Source organism: Streptomyces sp. NBC_00490, from assembly GCF_036013645.1.
Lineage (GTDB): Bacteria > Actinomycetota > Actinomycetes > Streptomycetales > Streptomycetaceae > Streptomyces > Streptomyces canus_F.
Genome location: NZ_CP107869.1, coordinates 7,023,364 through 7,038,905 on the forward strand (window position 1 = coordinate 7,023,364; position 15,542 = coordinate 7,038,905).

Annotated in this window: 12 protein-coding genes; 9 read left to right on the forward strand and 3 right to left on the reverse strand. The window is 71.6% G+C overall.

Annotated features, from left to right (window positions below; genetic code table 11):
• Nucleotides 1–15: 15 nt before the first annotated feature.
• On the reverse strand, nucleotides 16–825 hold the full coding sequence (locus OG381_RS32255) for an SAM-dependent methyltransferase (protein WP_327719542.1): 810 nt from the start codon (nucleotides 823–825) through the stop codon (nucleotides 16–18).
• 186 nt (nucleotides 826–1,011) lie between these two features.
• Here OG381_RS32255 and OG381_RS32260 point away from each other — a divergent pair, with 186 nt between their 5' ends.
• From OG381_RS32260 to OG381_RS32290, 7 genes are all read left to right on the forward strand, one after another.
• On the forward strand, nucleotides 1,012–1,308 hold the full coding sequence (locus OG381_RS32260) for a hypothetical protein (RefSeq protein ID WP_327719543.1): 297 nt from the start codon (nucleotides 1,012–1,014) through the stop codon (nucleotides 1,306–1,308).
• 191 nt (nucleotides 1,309–1,499) lie between these two features.
• Entirely contained in the window at nucleotides 1,500–3,728 is a 2,229-nt protein-coding gene (locus tag OG381_RS32265; protein WP_327719544.1) for an MMPL family transporter, read from the forward strand.
• Nucleotides 3,706–4,278, forward strand: coding sequence for a GNAT family N-acetyltransferase (locus OG381_RS32270; RefSeq protein WP_327719545.1), 573 nt, complete (start codon nucleotides 3,706–3,708; stop codon nucleotides 4,276–4,278). Before OG381_RS32265 ends, OG381_RS32270 begins: the two co-directional genes overlap by 23 nt.
• Nucleotides 4,279–4,313: 35 nt before the next feature.
• Nucleotides 4,314–4,895 carry a hypothetical protein gene (locus OG381_RS32275; protein WP_327719546.1) on the forward strand — a complete coding sequence of 194 codons (582 nt, stop codon included), beginning with the start codon at nucleotides 4,314–4,316 and terminating at the stop codon, nucleotides 4,893–4,895.
• A gap of 196 nt (nucleotides 4,896–5,091) precedes the next feature.
• The gene (locus OG381_RS32280; protein WP_307025542.1) at nucleotides 5,092–5,277 is read left to right on the forward strand and encodes a hypothetical protein; all 186 of its coding nucleotides are present in this window, start codon (nucleotides 5,092–5,094) and stop codon (nucleotides 5,275–5,277) included.
• Nucleotides 5,278–5,414: 137 nt separating this feature from the next.
• The gene (locus tag OG381_RS32285; RefSeq protein ID WP_327722611.1) at nucleotides 5,415–8,453 is read left to right on the forward strand and encodes a helix-turn-helix transcriptional regulator; all 3,039 of its coding nucleotides are present in this window, start codon (nucleotides 5,415–5,417) and stop codon (nucleotides 8,451–8,453) included.
• An 88-nt stretch (nucleotides 8,454–8,541) separates the two neighbouring features.
• Nucleotides 8,542–8,730 (forward strand): DUF6191 domain-containing protein, encoded by a 189-nt coding sequence (locus tag OG381_RS32290; RefSeq protein ID WP_327719547.1) that lies wholly within the window; start codon nucleotides 8,542–8,544, stop codon nucleotides 8,728–8,730.
• 8 nt (nucleotides 8,731–8,738) lie between these two features.
• On the opposite strand, the gene OG381_RS32295 is transcribed toward OG381_RS32290, so the two are convergent.
• Nucleotides 8,739–9,905: a PQQ-dependent sugar dehydrogenase gene (locus tag OG381_RS32295; RefSeq protein WP_327719548.1), complete on the reverse strand. Its 1,167-nt coding sequence runs from the start codon at nucleotides 9,903–9,905 to the stop codon at nucleotides 8,739–8,741.
• Between the two features lie 113 nt (nucleotides 9,906–10,018).
• A complete protein-coding gene (locus tag OG381_RS32300) occupies nucleotides 10,019–11,017 on the reverse strand; it encodes an aldo/keto reductase (protein ID WP_327719549.1) in 999 nt (332 codons plus the stop codon).
• A 76-nt stretch (nucleotides 11,018–11,093) separates the two neighbouring features.
• On the opposite strand from OG381_RS32300, the gene OG381_RS32305 reads away from it, so the two are divergent.
• Together OG381_RS32305 and OG381_RS32310 are read left to right on the forward strand one after the other, a co-directional pair.
• The gene (locus tag OG381_RS32305; protein ID WP_327719550.1) at nucleotides 11,094–12,080 is read left to right on the forward strand and encodes a 2-hydroxyacid dehydrogenase; all 987 of its coding nucleotides are present in this window, start codon (nucleotides 11,094–11,096) and stop codon (nucleotides 12,078–12,080) included.
• 393 nt (nucleotides 12,081–12,473) lie between these two features.
• Nucleotides 12,474–15,467 carry a putative bifunctional diguanylate cyclase/phosphodiesterase gene (locus tag OG381_RS32310; protein WP_327719551.1) on the forward strand — a complete coding sequence of 998 codons (2,994 nt, stop codon included), beginning with the start codon at nucleotides 12,474–12,476 and terminating at the stop codon, nucleotides 15,465–15,467.
• Nucleotides 15,468–15,542 lie beyond the last annotated feature (75 nt).

A 15,542-nucleotide genomic window follows, 5' to 3' on the forward strand; every position in this document is an offset into this window, starting at 1 on the left:
TCCGGGGCCCCGCTGTCACTTACGGCGTCCCACGACCCGCGCGAAACCGAGCACATGCTCGACGTCGGCGTGCATCAGGTCGACCGACCAGCGCGCCATGTCCGCCATGAACTCGCTGGAGCTCTCCTCGGCGCACACCTCGCTCCACAGCAGCCAGTCGCGCCAGCCGTCCTCCAGCCAGTCGGCCGTCTCGACCGTCACGGCCCCGCCGCGCGTCCACAGCCGCCGCCACCAGGCGGGGGAGTGGAAGGCCCAGAACCCGGGGTCCTTCTCCCAGTACTCCGTCAGATGCGCCGGAGGGTCGTCGCCCTCCAACTCCTCCCGAAGCGCCGGTACGACGACCCCGATCCGCCCGCCGGGCTTCAACAGCCGCGCCAGCGTGGGCAGATACAGGTCGTTCGTGCCGAAGTACTGATACGCGTCGACGGAGACGATCGCGTCGAACGTGCCCTCGCCGAACGGCAGGTCGTGCGCCTCGGCGTACACCGGCAGCACACGGTCGCCGACACCCGCCTCGGCGACGCGTACGGCGTTCTCGTCGGCCCCGACCCACAGGTCGGCGGCGGTGACCTGGACGTCGTACTCCTTGGCGAGGAACACGGAGGTCATGGCGCGGCCGCAGCCCAGGTCGAGGACGCGGGCGCCGGGGCGCAGCCGGTCCAGGCCCAGCGCGGGCGCCAGCCACTCCAGCAGCCACAGCGCGTTGGGGCCCATCTGGTTCTCGATGACCCAGCGGACGTCGTAGCCGTTGCTGCGCGGATAGCGGCTCTGGGTCAGCCGCCGGACGAGGTCCTCACTCGAGGCACTCGGGGTGATGTCTGACATCGGTGAACGGGCTCCTTGAGTCCTTCGTAGGGAAGAGATGTGCAGAGGAGCTCGGTCGGACCTTCAAAAAATCAACCTGCTTCGGTCGGCGGCGGAAAGCCGGAGACGGCGGACGGCGGGACCGTAGCAGGGGGCGAGGCCGTCCGGCACCCGATTTCCCAGGGGGACGCGCTACGCTCGCCCGCCATGAACGGACGCGGTGATTCCGAGATACCGGAGGAGTACGCGGACCCGGCCGAGGACGCGCGGCGGGCCCGCTGGGCGGCTCTTGCCACCGGGGCCGTGCTGACGCTCGCGGGCATGGCGGCCTCGGCGCTCCGCTTCACGGGATCCGTCCCGGCGCTCGTCCCGGCCGCCTACGCCACCGGGGCCGCGGTCTGTGCGCTCGCGTCGGTGCTGGGTTCCCGGGGACGCACCCGCAGGGCGCTGTGGCTGCTGATCGTCGGCGTGATGGTGATGGCGCTGGGCGACCAGTTCGACTGAGGTGACAGAGAGGCCGTTACTGTCCTGTGATCTGCCTCCCACTCCTGTGAATAAAAGCACGAATGCGGTAAACGATCATTTCTGGCTGCAAGAGTGGTCTCCGCATTGCTCATGCGTTCTTTGCGGGCTGTTCTTCTCATCGACGACTGTTCCCGGTCAAAGATCCATAAATCCACCCGGGAGCACGTTTCGTGGCAGCCCTCGCACGCTGGTGTGTCCAGCGCCGCCTCGTCGCCGTTCTGCTGTGGCTCCTCGCCTTCGGCGGGGTGACCGCGGCGGCCGTGGCCACCGGCTCGGCGTACTCGAATGACTACGAGGTCCCCGGCACCGAGTCGGGCCGCGCCACCCAACTGCTGCGCGAAGGCTTCCCGGAGCTCGGCGGGGACAGCGACACCGTCGTCTGGCACACCGCGTCCGGCACGGTCCGTGCCTCCGCCGTCGAACAGACCATGACCCGGACCCTCGACGAGATCGCCGATCTGCCCGCAGTGGCCGCCGTCGTCAGTCCGTACGACGAGCAGGGCGCCACCCAGATCAGCGAGAACGGCCGGACCGCGTACGCCACGGTCACCTTCGACGACCGGGCCGAGGACATCGACGAGGGCCAGGCACAGGCCGTCGTCGACACCGCCGAGAAGGCGCGCAGCGACGGGCTCCAGGTGGAGCTGGGCGGCAGCGCCATCGCCCTCACCGAGTCCTCGGGCGGACATCTCGCCGAGGCCGTCGGCGTGCTCGTCGCCGCGCTCGTGCTGTTCCTCGCCTTCGGCTCGCTCGCCGCCTCACTGCTGCCCATCGCCACCGCGCTGGTCAGCGTCGGCACGGCCTACGCCGGGATCGTGCTGCTCGGGCACGCCATGACCGTCGCCGACTTCGCGCCCATGCTCGGCATGCTGATCGGGCTCGGCGTCGGCATCGACTACGCCCTGTTCATCGTGACCCGGCACCGGCGCGGACTGAAACGCGGACTGGGCGTCGCCGAGTCCATCACCAACGCCGTCGCGACCACCGGACGGGCCGTCGTCTTCGCGGGTGCCACGGTTTGCATCGCCCTGCTGGGCATGCTGATCCTCCGGCTGAGCTTCCTCAACGGCGTCGCGATAGCCGCCTCGCTCACCGTCGTCCTCACCGTCGCGGCCTCCGTCACCCTGCTGCCCGCCCTGCTCTCCTTCATCGGCATGCGCGCCCTGAGCCGCCGCGAGCGACGCCACCTGGACGAGCACGGCCCGCAGCCCGAGCTGCCGACCGGGCTCGCCGCGCGCTGGTCGGCGTTCGTGGAACGCCACCCCAAGCTGCTCGGCGCGGTCGCCCTCGCCGTCATGACCGTCCTGGCCCTGCCCACGCTGGGTCTGCACCTGGGCACCTCCGACCAGGGCAACAACCCGCAGGCGTCCACCACCCGCCAGGCCTACGACCTGCTCGCCGGCGGCTTCGGCCCCGGCGTCAACGGCCCGCTGACCCTGGTGACCCACGTCGACGGCGCCGAGGACAAGCTCCTCCTCGACAACCTCGACGCCACCATCCGCACCACCGAGGGCGTCGCCTCGGCGACTCCGGTGACCTACGACGCGGGCGGGGACACCGGGTACTTCACGATCGTCCCGGAGTCGTCCCCGCAGTCCCAGAAGACCAGCGACCTCGTCGACCGGCTGCGCACCGAGGTGCTGCCGCGCGCCGAGACCGGCACCTCGCTCGACATCCAGGTCGGCGGTGTGACGGCGTCGTACGACGACTTCGCCGAGGTGATCGTCGGCAAGCTGCCCCTGTTCGTCGGCGTCGTCATCGGCCTGGGCTGTCTGCTGCTCCTGCTCGCCTTCCGGTCCGTCGGCATCCCGCTGAAGGCGGCCGCGATGAACGTCGCCGCGGTCGCCGCCGCCTTCGGGATCGTCGTCGCGATCTTCCAGTGGGGCTGGGGGAGCGAGTTCCTGGGCCTCGGCCGGGCCGGGCCGATCGAGCCCTTCCTGCCGGTGATCATGGTGTCCGTCCTCTTCGGGCTCTCCATGGACTACCAGGTCTTCCTGGTCAGCCGGATGTACGAGGAGTGGCTGGAGACCGGCGACAACCGGCGGGCCGTCCGCGTCGGCCTCGCCGAGACCAGCCGGGTGATCAACTCCGCCGCGGTCATCATGATCTCGGTCTTCCTCGCCTTCGTCCTCAGCGGCGACCGCGTGATCGCCATGTTCGGCATCGCCCTCGCCGCCGCCGTCGCCCTCGACGCGTTCGTCCTGCGCACCCTGCTCGTCCCCGCCCTCATGCACCTGCTCGGCGGCGCCAACTGGTGGCTGCCGGGCTGGCTGGACCGCCGGATGCCCCGCATCAGCATCGAGCCGCCCGAGTGCCGGGCCGCCCATGCGAGGCTGGACGGCGTCGTGGCGGAGCTGGAGAAGGAGCGGGACATCGATGTACGCGATATCGCTGGGTGACGGCGCCGAACTGCGTCCGCTGGAGCCGTGGCACGCGGAGGAGTTCCTGGCGAACCTGGACCGCGGCAGGGAGTTCATCGGGGAGTTCATCCCCTTCGGCTCCCACGTGGTGGACGTGGAGTCCGCGCGCGAGACGCTCCAGCGCTACGCCCGGATGCGTTCCGACGACACCGGCGGCTACCACGGCATCTGGCTCGACGGAAAGCTCGTCGGCGGAGTGCTCACCCTCAACTTCGACGCCGCTCAGGGCAACGCCGAGGTCGGGTGCTGGCTGGAGCCCGCCGCCACCGGGCGCGGGCTGATCACCCGGGCGATGCGGGTGCTCATCGACTGGGTGATCGAGGAGCGCGGCATCCACCGCGTCGAATGGATCGCCGCCGCCGGCAACACCAACAGCCTCAATGTCGCCCGGCGGCTGGGGATGACCCGCGACGGTGTCCACCGCCAGGCGCACCTCTATGGTGGGGTGCGGCACGATCTCGAGGTGTGGTCGGTGCTGGCGCCCGAGTGGCGTGAGGCACGCGCGCGTGCTGCTCACAACGATCATTAAGAAACCTCTCAGACTGCGTCCGTACGGTGCGAGGTATGGGAACCAAGACTGTTGACGAGACCGGGGCCGACACGGGCCCCGAGGCCAGGACCGACGAGGAGAAGGTGGACGTCACGAAGAGCGACGCCGTGGGCGCCGACGAGGTGACCGAGGTCGATGACGCCGAGGACGGCGACGAGTCCGAACTCCTCGAGGGCGCCGGCGAGGACGAGAAGGAGGGCCCGTCCGGCGTCGGCCAGGGTGCGGCCGCCGTCGTGTCCGCCGGGCTCGGTCTCGTCTCCCTCACCGGTGGCTGGATCGGTACGGTCGCCGCCGCCCGCGAGACCCTCGTGGGTCAGCTGGAGACGGCGTCGACCGCGACCGTCGCCACGCAGGTCAAGGAGGTCTACGGCGACGCCTGGCAGACCTCCGCCCTGTGGGCCGGCTTCTTCGCGCTCGCCGCGCTGATCGTGGGCGTCTTCGTACTGGCCCGGCCCGCCTTCGGGGCGCCCGGCAAGCCGCAGGCCCCGTGGATCAAGTCGGTCGGCTGGGCGGGTGTCTCGCTCGGGGTCATCGGCCTGCTCCTGGCCGTCCTCAAGTACACCGACGTCCTGCTCGGACTGCCGTCCACGAGCTGAATCACCGCAGGTCACCAAGGGGTCTTAGGCCGAGCGTAAGCACCTTACGCGGCGCCTGAGGCCCCTTGGGCACGTCTAAGGCCCCTACCGTGGCCGAAGATGCGGAACTCTCCCGATGTGGCGGACCCGCCTTGGAGACGAAGGTAAAGGCATCGCAGAAAGCGAAGCACGAAACCGACTCTCCCAAGGGGACACCATGTACGAGTACGAGCTCTCCCAGCTGCGCTCCGCCGACCTGCGCCGCCAGGCCCAGCAGGAGCGGCTGGCCCGCGAGGCGGTCCGCGGACGCCGCGCCGCCCGCCGCGAGGCAGCCGGCCACGAGACCGAGGGCGAGGTGCATACCGGGCTCTCCCGCCGGCTCCGCTTCCTGCGCACCGCGTGACCACGGGGGAGGGGGACGGCCGCCCGCCGACCGAGGCGGCCGTCCCCCCGCACGCCGGGGCACCAGCCGACCCCATGAGGGAGGCGGCGGGCACCCTCCCCGCGAAAACCGGTGCCGCGCTGTCGGACCCCCGTGCGATGCTCGGGCCCGTGGAGACCAGGTCCGTCAGTCCCGTGTTCGTCGGCCGCGCCGATGAACTGACCCACTTGAACGAGGCGCTCGCCCGTGCCGCCGCGGGCGAGCCACAGGCCTTGCTGATCGGCGGCGAGGCCGGTGTCGGCAAGACCCGGCTCGTCGAGGAGTTCGCCACCGCGGCCGGCGGACACGGCGCGGTCGTCGCACTCGGCGGCTGCGTCGAGATCGGCGCCGACGGGCTGCCCTTCGCCCCGTTCTCCACCGCCCTGCGCGCCCTGCGCCGCGAACTGCCGGACGAGATGGCCGCTGCGGCCACGGGCCAGGAGGAGGAACTGGCCCGGCTCCTGCCCGAACTGGGCGAAGCGCCCTCGGGACGCCACGACGAGCAGAGCATGGCCCGCCTCTTCGAACTCACCGCGCGCGTGCTGGAGCGCGTCGCCGCCGACCGCACGGTCGTCGTCGCCCTCGAAGACCTGCACTGGGCCGACGCCTCCACCCGCCACCTCCTCGCCTACCTCTTCCGCACCCTGCGCACCGGCCGCCTCGTCGTCCTCGCCACCTACCGCGCCGACGACATCCACCGCCGCCACCCGCTGCGCCCCCTGCTCGCCGAACTCGACCGGCTGCGCACCGTCCGCCGCCTCGAACTCGGCCGCTTCAACCGCACCGAGGTCGGCCGCCAGATCGCCGGCATCCTCGCCTCCGAACCCGACCCGGCCACCGTCGACGACATCTTCGAACGCTCCGACGGCAACGCCTTCTTCGTCGAGGAACTCGCCGTCGCCGCCCACGAGGGCTGCTGCGCCGGCCTTACCGACTCACTGCGCGACCTGCTCCTGGTCCGGGTCGAGGGACTGCCCGAGAGCACCCAGCGGGTCGCCCGGGTCGTCGCCGAGGGCGGCTCCACCGTCGAGTACCGGCTGCTCGCCGCCGTCGCCGGACTCGCCGAGGACGACCTCATCGAGGCGCTGCGGACCGCCGTGAACGCCAACATCCTCAGCGCCGCACCCGACGGCGACGGCTACCGCTTCCGCCACTCCCTGGTCCGCGAGGCCGTCAGCGACGACCTGCTGCCCGGCGAGCGCTCCCGCCTCAACCGCCGCTACGCCGAAGCCCTGGAGGCCGACCCGGCGCTCGTGCCGGCCGACGGCCGCGTCATGCGCCTGGCCAGCTACTGGTACCACGCCCACGACGCGGCCAAGGCCCTGCCCGCCGTCCTGGACGCCTCCGTCACCGCCCGCCGTCGGCACGCCTACTCCGAACAACTGCGGCTCCTGGAACGCGCGATGGAGCTCTGGGACACCGCCCCCGAGAACGTACGGGCCGCCCTGCGACCCGTCGACTACGCCGAGGTCTACCCCGCCTGCGGCTGCGACCCGGCCACCACCCCGCTGCGCTATCTCGACCTGATGGCCGAGGCCGCCGTGGCCGGCCGGCTCTGCGGGGAACGGGAACGCGCCCTGAAGATCACCAAGCGGGCACTGCACCTCCTGGAGGAGGAGGGCGACCCGCTGCGCAGCGCCTGGTTCTGGGTACAGCGCTCCCGGCTGATCTCGGCGCTGTCCCGGGGCGACGGCTGGCAGGAACTGGCCACCGCCCAGGAGCTGGTACGCGGCCTGCCGCCCTCCGAGGTGCACGCCGAGGTCCTCGCCAGCGTCGCCAACTGGTCCATGGTGCACGTCCCCGGCCCCGACGCCTTCTCCGCCGCCGAGCGCGCCGTGGAGTACGCGCGCATGCTCGGCGTGCACGAGATCGAGATGAACGCCCGGCTCACCCTCGGCAGCCTCAAGGTCCACGCCGGTGACATCGAGACCGGACTCGGCGAGATGCTGGAGGTCAAGCGCGAGACGGTCGAGCACGGTCTCTCCGCCGTCGCGGCCCGCGTCTATGTGAACCTGCCGGACGCCCTCGAAGCCGTCGGACGCTCCGCCGACGCCGTGCCCGTCCTGGAGGAAGGGCTCGCCTACACCCGGCGGTTCGGCCTCCCGGACAGCGAGGCCTGGGCCTGGGGCAACCTTGCCGAATCCCTCTGCAGCCTGGGCCGCTGGGACGAGGCCGCCGAAGCCTCCGTCAACGCCGGTCGCATCGGGCAGAGCGCCAAGCCCCGCGGCTTCCACGCCCTCCTGCGCGCCGAACTCGCCCTCGCCCGCGGAGACCTGGCCGAGGCCCGCCTCCAACTGGCCGCCTCCCGAGCCCACTTCGGCAGCCACGACCGGCCGCCCCAGAACGAGATCCCCCTCGCCCGCATCGCCATCGGCGTCGCCGCCGGCGAGGGCCGCCTCCTGGACGCCCGCGCCGAACTCGAACGCGCCATGGACACCGGCTTCCCGCCCGACACCCAGCGCTACGCCTGGCCCCTCCTGCGAACCGCCGCCGCCATGGAGGCCGACGCCCTCGGCCTGCCCGCCGCCGACCCCGGCCGCGCCGAACTCCTCGAACGCATCCGTACGGCCGCCAAGCCCCTGGCCACCAACGTCCCCGTCTGGCAGGCCCACGAACGCTGGGTCCGCGCGGAACTCCTGCGCGCCGAGGGCACGAGCGACCCCGACGACTGGTCGGAGGTGACCGCCGCCTTCGAGTGCCTGAACCGCCCCTACGACCTCGCCCGCGTCCGCCACCGCCTCGCCGAGGCCCTCCTGGCCACCGGCGGCGAGGACGGACGCGACCGCGCCACGGAGCTGCTCCGCCTCGCCCACGTCGTCGCCCGCCACCTCGGTGCCCGTCCCCTGGCCGACGCCGTCACCCAGCTCGCCCAGCGCGCCCGCCTCCCCATGGCCCGCGCCCCGAAGCGGTCCCAGGCCCCGACGGCCGATTCCCTCGGCCTCACCGGCCGGGAACGCGATGTGCTGCGCCTGGTCTCCGCCGGCCGCAGCAACCGCCAGATAGCCGAGGAGCTGTTCATCTCCCCGAAGACGGCCAGCGTCCATGTCTCGAACATCCTGGCCAAGCTCGGCGTCTCGGGCAGGGGCGAGGCCGCGGCCGTGGCACACCGGCTGGAGCTGTTCCCGGCGGAGCCGCTCACCGGCCGGACGGCGGGATGAGGCCCCGCGGGAACGAGGCCACAGGCTCACCCTTCGGACCAACGGCGTCAGGCTTACGCTGTAAAGGACATCGGCCCAGGGAGGTCCCGTGTTCAACGCCTTCGAGGAACTGTTCGCACCCGGTCGAAAACACACCCAGGACGAAGAGAACCGGCTGGCACTGACACGGGAGGACATCGGAGACAACGACCCCGGACGCGGGCCGATAGACCTCGCGTCCGGCAAGGTCGTCGTACGGCGCCCGACATCGGACGAGGACGAGCCCGCCCAGGACTGACGGCCCGGTCAGCTCACCTGTATCTGCAGGATCCGGTCGTCCCCCTCCTTCGGGTCGCCCCTCCCGTCCGTGTTGCTGGTGACCAGCCACAGCTTGTCGCCGCCCGCCGACACCACCGTGCGCAGCCGGCCATACTCACCCTCCAGGAACGCCTGCGGGTCCGCCGAGGCCGCCGTGCCCTTCAGCGGGATGCGCCACAGGCGCTGGCCCTTCAGCCCCGCCATCCATATCGAGCCCTCGGCGTAGGCGATACCGCTGGGGGAGGCGTCATCCGTGGCCCACTGGGCTAGGGGGTCGCGGAAGTCACCCTCGTCGGACTTGCCTTCCGTCTCCGGCCAGCCGTAGTTGCCGCCCGGCTCGATCGCGTTCAGCTCGTCCCAGGTGTCCTGGCCGAACTCCGAGGCGAACAGACGCTGCTTGGAGTCCCAGGCCAGGCCCTGCACATTGCGGTGGCCCAGCGAGTACACGGGGGAGTCGGGGAACGGGTTGCCCGGAGCCGGCTCGCCCTCCGGCGTCAGCCGCAGGATCTTGCCGCCCAGGGACTTCTTGTCCTGGGACAGACCGGTGTTGCCGCTCTCGCCCGTGCCCGCGTACAGCATCTTGTCCGGGCCGAAGGCGATCCGGCCGCCGTTGTGGATATAGCCCTTGGGGATGCGCCTGAAGACGGTGTCCGGTGCGCCCAGCTGCTCGCCGGGCGGCTTCCCCTCCTCGTACAGCATGCGGACGACGCGGTTGTCCGAGGCAGAGGTGAAGTAGGCATAGACCATGTGGTCCGAGGCGTAGTCCGGTGACAGCGCGAGGCCCATGAGCCCGCCCTCACCGGCGGGGGAGACCCCTGGCACCTCGCCCAGCTCGGTCTTCTTGCCGCTCTCCCCGTCGACCCGGGTGATCGTCGCCTCGTCCCGGGAGGAGACCAGCAGATCGCCGTCGGGCAGCGGGGCCAGGCCCCAAGGGGTGTCCAGCCCGGTGGCGGCCGTGCGGAGCACCTTCACCGAGCCCTTCGCGGGAGGTGTCTCCTCGGCGGCCTGCCGGCTGGGGGCGGCCTCCGACGTCGTACTGCTGCTCGGTGTCGTCCCCCCGCCCGACGCCCCGCCACCGCCGTCGTCGGAGGAACATCCGGCCGTCACCAGGAGCGCGGTTGCGGCCAACACGGCCGACACTGCTCGTCGTTGCACGATCTCGGTCCCTTCGACGCGGTGGCTTCTACTGTTCTTACACCGCTCGGGCCTCACAGGTTCCCGATCTCCGGGACCCGAACCGCGACGGGCCGCTGTGCCGCCCGATCCCGTCAGTCCCAGGATCCCCGCGCCCTGGGCAGTGCCGCCACCTCCGCCAGGTCCTGCGCGGACAGCCGCAGCCCGGCCGCCGCCGCGTTCTCCGTCACCCAGCGCTCCTGCTTGGCGCCCGGGACCGGGACCACATGGCGGCCCCGGGAGAGCACCCACGCCAAGGCCACCTGGGCGGGTGTGACGGCGTCGCCGTGGCGGGCGGCGATGCGGCGCAGGCCGACGACGATCGGCTGGTTGGCGGCCATCATCTCCGCCGTGAAGCGGGGGTGGCGGGCCCGGACGTCGTCCGGTTCGAAGCCCTCGCCCGGGGTCAGCGTGCCGGTGAGGAAGCCGTTGCCCAGCGGCATCGCCGCCAGGAAGCCGACCCCGCGGGCCTCGCACCACGGCAGCAGCGACTCCAGGGCCTCCGGCGACCACACCGACAGCTCCGCCTCCACCGCACTCACCGGGAAGACCTGCTGGACGCGCTGCAGCTGGCGGATCGTCGCGTCGTGCAGCCGGGCCCCGGACCGGCGGCCACCGCGCGCACCCACCGCGCACAGCCCCAGCGACCGCACCTTCCCGGCCTGGACCAGTTCCGCCATCGCGCCCCAGGTCTCCTCGACCGGGACCTCGGGGTCGGCGCGGTGCAGCTGGTACAGGTCGATCACGTCCGTCTGCAGTCGCCGCAGCGACGCGTCGCACGCCCGCTTCACATAACCGGGCCGGCCGTTGGCCACGATGTGCTGCTCGCCGACCAGCAGCCCCACCTTCGTCGACACGAAGGCCTCACCGCGCCGCTCCTTCAACACCCGCCCCACCAACAGCTCGTTGGTGAACGGGCCGTACATGTCGGCCGTGTCCAGCAGCGTCGAGCCCAGGTCCAGCGCCCGGTGCACGGCCCTGAACGACTCCTCGCCCCGCTGCCGCGACCCGCTGTAGGCCCAGCTCATCGGCATGCAACCGAGTCCGACACCCCCCACCGCGAGCGCCGCCGCCCCGATCGTCCTGCGCTCCACCTGCTCGTGACCCTCCCTCTTCCGGCACCCCACAACCTAACCTCTGCATCCCACGCACCTGACATAGCCTCGGACCATGACCGCTGAAGTGTGGCTCCCCATCCCGCCGGAAGAGATCGCAGGGCTCCCGGAAGGGCCCCACTACCTGTTCTGGGACGGGGGTGAGGACGGGCGGCAGGAGTTCCCCGGGGACCCGGCCGACTGCGCCGTGTACGTCGTGCCGTACATGAAGCGGCAGCCCGTGAAGGTCCGCCCGCTGAAGGAGATGCGCAACCTGCGGCTCGTCCAGACGCTCACGGCGGGCGTCGACGACGTCCTGGCGCAACTCGACGACATCGTCCCCGGCGTGGAGCTGTGCAACGCGCGCGGTGTGCACGAGGCGAGCACCGCCGAACTCGCCCTGACGCTCACGCTGGCCTCGCTGCGCGGCATCCCCGGCTTCGTCCGCGCCCAGCAACAGGAGCACTGGCAGGGCGACTTCCACCCGGCGCTCGCCGACAAGTCGGTGCTCATCGTCGGCTACGGCTCCATCGGCTCCGCCATCGAGGACCGGCTCGTACCGTTCGAGGTCGCGCGGGTGGCGCGCGTCGCGCGCTCCGGGCGCACCACGGAGCGCGGACCGGTGCACCCGCTCGCCGAACTGCCCGCCCTGCTGCCGGAGGCGGACGTCGTCATCCTCTCCACGCCGCTCGACGACACCACCCGAGGTCTGGTGAACTCCGGGTTCCTGGCCCGGATGAAGGACGGCGCCCTCCTGGTGAACGTCGCGCGCGGTGGCGTCGTCGACACCAAGGCCCTGCTCGCCGAACTGGAGAGCGGCCGGATCACCGCGGCCCTGGACGTCGTCGACCCCGAACCGCTGCCCGCGGGGCACCCGTTGTGGCAGGCGCCCGGCGTGCTCATCAGTCCCCACGTGGGCGGACCGACATCCGCGTTCCTGCCGCGCGCCAAGCGGCTGCTGGTGGACCAGTTGGGGCGTTTCGTGAACCGGGAGCCGTTGCGCAACGTGATCCTTACGACGGGCTCCACAAGCGACGAGAGCCGCAGAGCAACAAGCGCGTAATCCGCTTCCGGTACCCTCCGCAATCCTCCGGACGCGGTCCGTGCTCGCATCCCCGCTGGTCGTCACGGAGCGTAGAGGAACTATGTCCCTGAGTGACGAGACTGGTGTATCGTCCCGACAGGGGCTGCGCCGCGGACAGTTCGGCGCCGGGGATGGACATTGCAGACTGTGAGGGGGGCGACGGGCGATGCACGGCCTATGGACGAACGATCCGACGCGGCGAAGCCGCCGACGACGACCCTGGCGCACGGCCGCGCGCAGACGCGGTCACCACGGCAGCCACACCTGCCGTCACAGCCATCACCAGCGCAGGCACAGCAGCCGCAGGAGGCATGCGCATCCAGCGACCCCGGATTCCCGGGACCCTGGAGCGGCGCGGACCAGGAGGGTCCGGTGAGTTCGCCGCCGCCTCCCACGACCACCCTCAACGGAGCGCTGCGGGCACAGCCTTCGCCGGGGGCGCGGCTGCCCCGGCCGCCGGCCTCCGGCAGCCGGACGAACATGGTCCACCAACTCCTGCTGGCCCTGGTGTGCGCGGGATACGCCGTCGGTTCCGCGCTCGGCTGGGGCTCGCAGGAAGTCGCGCTGATCATGGGCGACTTCGGGCTGAGCGCCGCGGCGGCCATCGCCGCCGTCTCCTGCTTCCTCTACGCCCGTAACCGGCGCGTCCGCTTTCGGCTCGCCTGGATACTGTTCGCCCTCTCCTCGGCCATGGCGTCCCTGGGCAACCTGGTCTGGGGGTGGTACGAGGTAGTTCTGCAACGCCCCGTGCCCACCCCCAGTTACGCCGACGGGTTCTTCCTGTGCTTCGCGCCGCCCGCCATCGTGGGCCTGCTGGTCCTCGCCAAACGGCCGGTGACGAAGGCCGGTTGGGTCTGCCTCGGTCTGGACGCCTGGCTGATCGGCGGCTCGCTGCTCACGCTCTCGTGGAGCCTGGCCCTCGCCCAGGCGGCGCGGTCCGACGGGTCGAGTGTGTCGCAGACCGCGCTGTCGCTCGCCTACCCGCTGCTGGACATCGCCCTGGTCAGCATGGTGCTCGCGCTGCACTTCCGGCGCTCGGCGGTGAACCGTACGGCGGTGAACACCGCGATCGGCGCACTCGCCCTGACCGTCATGTGCGACGCCCTGTTCACCTCGCCGCTGGTCCAGAACGCCTACCGCTCCGGCCAGTTGCTGGACGCGGGCTGGTTCGCGGGCTCGCTCCTGCTCGCCTACGCGCCCTGGGCCGCGGCCCGCCAGGGGCAGCCGGGCACCGAAGGGGCGGACGGCGCGGGGCACACGCGCGTGGTCCACGAGCATCTGCCGGGACAGCGCGGCGGCATCCACCACCACGCACCCCCGCAGGGCGGTGATCACAGCCGGTATCCGGCCGCGGGGCCCATCGTCGGTTCCCTGTCCGCGCTCACGCCGTATCTCGCCGCCGCCGTCTGCACGCTGGGCATCCTCTACAACGTCCTCAACGGCCACAGCGTCGACCGCGTGGTGCTCCTCACCGGCGGCACCGTCGTGCTCGCCCTCGTGGTGCGCCAGGGCATCATGCTGCTCGACAACATCACCCTCACCCAGGAACTGGCGCAGAAGGAGAACCACTTCCGCTCCCTGGTGCAGGGCTCCAGCGACGTCATCATGATCGCCGCACCCAACGGGATACTCCGCTACGTCTCCCCGGCCGCCGCCGGTGTCTACGGCTGCCCCGCGGAGGACCTGGTGGGCACCGAGCTGGCCAATCTCATCCACCCGGAGGACCTGGGCTGCGTGGTGCACGAGGTGCGCCGCTTCCTCGCCGCCAACCCTCTCGAGGAACCCACCACACGCATCGAGTGCCGTTTCCGGTCCGGCGACGGAGGCTGGCTCAATGTCGAGTCCACCGTCAACCGCCACCACGGCGGCCTCATCTTCAACAGCCGGGACGTGACCGAAAGAGTGCGCCTGCAGGCGCAGCTCCAGCACAACGCCGAGCACGACCCGCTCACCGACCTGCCCAACCGCGCCCTGTTCACCAAGCGTGTCCAGCACGCGCTCTCCGGCCGCCGCGCCTCCGACCGCGGCACCGCCGTCCTCTTCATCGACCTCGACGGCTTCAAGGCCGTCAACGACACGATCGGGCACCAGGCCGGGGACGAGCTGCTCGTCCAGGCCGCCCGCAGACTCCAGGACGCGGTCCGGCACGGCGACACCGCGTCCAGGCTCGGCGGCGACGAGTTCGCGGCCCTGATCGTCGGGGACGGCACCCGTGACCGCAGCGCCCGCGAGCGGCACATCCTGGACCTCGCCGACCGCCTGCGGATCACGCTCTCGCAGCCCTACCTCATCGACGGCAACGATGTCCGCGTCGCCGCCTCCATCGGCGTCGCGTTCTCCGAGCCGGGCCTCGGCGCGGGCGAGATCCTGCGCAACGCCGACCTGGCCATGTACCGCGCCAAGTCGGCCGGAAAGGGTCGCGTCGAGCTGTACGCGCCCCAGATGCAGCAGGACGTCGTACGCAAGGCGGAGCTGGCCACGCGCCTGCGGGCCGCGCTGCACGACGGCGAGTTCGCGCTGCTGCACCAGCCCGTGGTCTGTCTGGAGGACGGTCGGATCACCTCGGTCGCCGCCCAGGCACGCTGGCGCTCCTCGCAGGGGGTGCTCTTCACGCCGGCCGAGTTCCTCAGAGTCGCCGAGGACAGCGACAAGACCGCCGAACTGGGCCGCTGGATGCTGGAGGAGGCCGTCGAGCAGGCCGCCGAGCGCGCCGCGACCGGGCTGACCATGCCGGTGGCCGTCCGGATGAACGCCCGCCGGCTGCTGGACCGCTCCCTGCCGCTCGGCTCGATCGAGGCCCTGCTGACCCGGCACGGGCTGCCGTCCGGGTCCCTGGTGATCGAGCTGTCCGAGACCGACCCCCGGGTCTCCCTCGACGAGCTGGAACGCCGTCTCGGCGCCCTGCGCAGGCTCGGTGTCCGGATCGCCCTGGACGGCTTCGGGAGCGGCTACGCGGCGATCACGGCGCTGCGCAGACTCCCCGTCGACGTGCTCAAACTCGACCGCAGTCTGGTCGAGGGGGTCGTGGAGTCCGCGCGGCTGCACAAGATCACCAGTGGGCTGCTCAGGATCGCCGGCGATCTCGGGCTGCAGTCCGTGGCCGACGGCGTGGATCTGCCCGAGCAGGTCGTGGCGCTGCGCGCGATGGGGTGCACACACGGACAGGGAATGGCGTTTTCCGGTCCGTTGGACGAGTACCGGCTGCGCCGGGCGCTCGGTTCCGGCCATTATCCGGTTCCGCACGGACCGGCGGAGCCCGCGTTCGCGGGGGGAGGTGCGGGGGTGTACACAAGTGGTGTGCCCGCTGTTCTCGGAGGCGGAAGTGCCCTTCGCTCACATAATGAGACTCCCGTCCCACCCGCTTGACACTGGGTGTGCGCCGGGGGGAGGGTCTGTGCCATGCGCACCCGAATTCTCGTACTTGGACAGCGCGTCGGCTGA

Coding starts and splice junctions, on each gene's coding strand:
- OG381_RS32280 (WP_307025542.1), top strand. CDS start 5,092: ATGTACGAGTACGAGCTCTCCCAGCTGCGCTCCGCCGACCTGCGCCGC.
- OG381_RS32270 (WP_327719545.1), top strand. CDS start 3,706: ATGTACGCGATATCGCTGGGTGACGGCGCCGAACTGCGTCCGCTGGAG.
- OG381_RS32255 (WP_327719542.1), bottom strand. CDS start 825: ATGTCAGACATCACCCCGAGTGCCTCGAGTGAGGACCTCGTCCGGCGG.
- OG381_RS32305 (WP_327719550.1), top strand. CDS start 11,094: ATGACCGCTGAAGTGTGGCTCCCCATCCCGCCGGAAGAGATCGCAGGG.
- OG381_RS32285 (WP_327722611.1), top strand. CDS start 5,415: ATGCTCGGGCCCGTGGAGACCAGGTCCGTCAGTCCCGTGTTCGTCGGC.
- OG381_RS32275 (WP_327719546.1), top strand. CDS start 4,314: ATGGGAACCAAGACTGTTGACGAGACCGGGGCCGACACGGGCCCCGAG.
- OG381_RS32260 (WP_327719543.1), top strand. CDS start 1,012: ATGAACGGACGCGGTGATTCCGAGATACCGGAGGAGTACGCGGACCCG.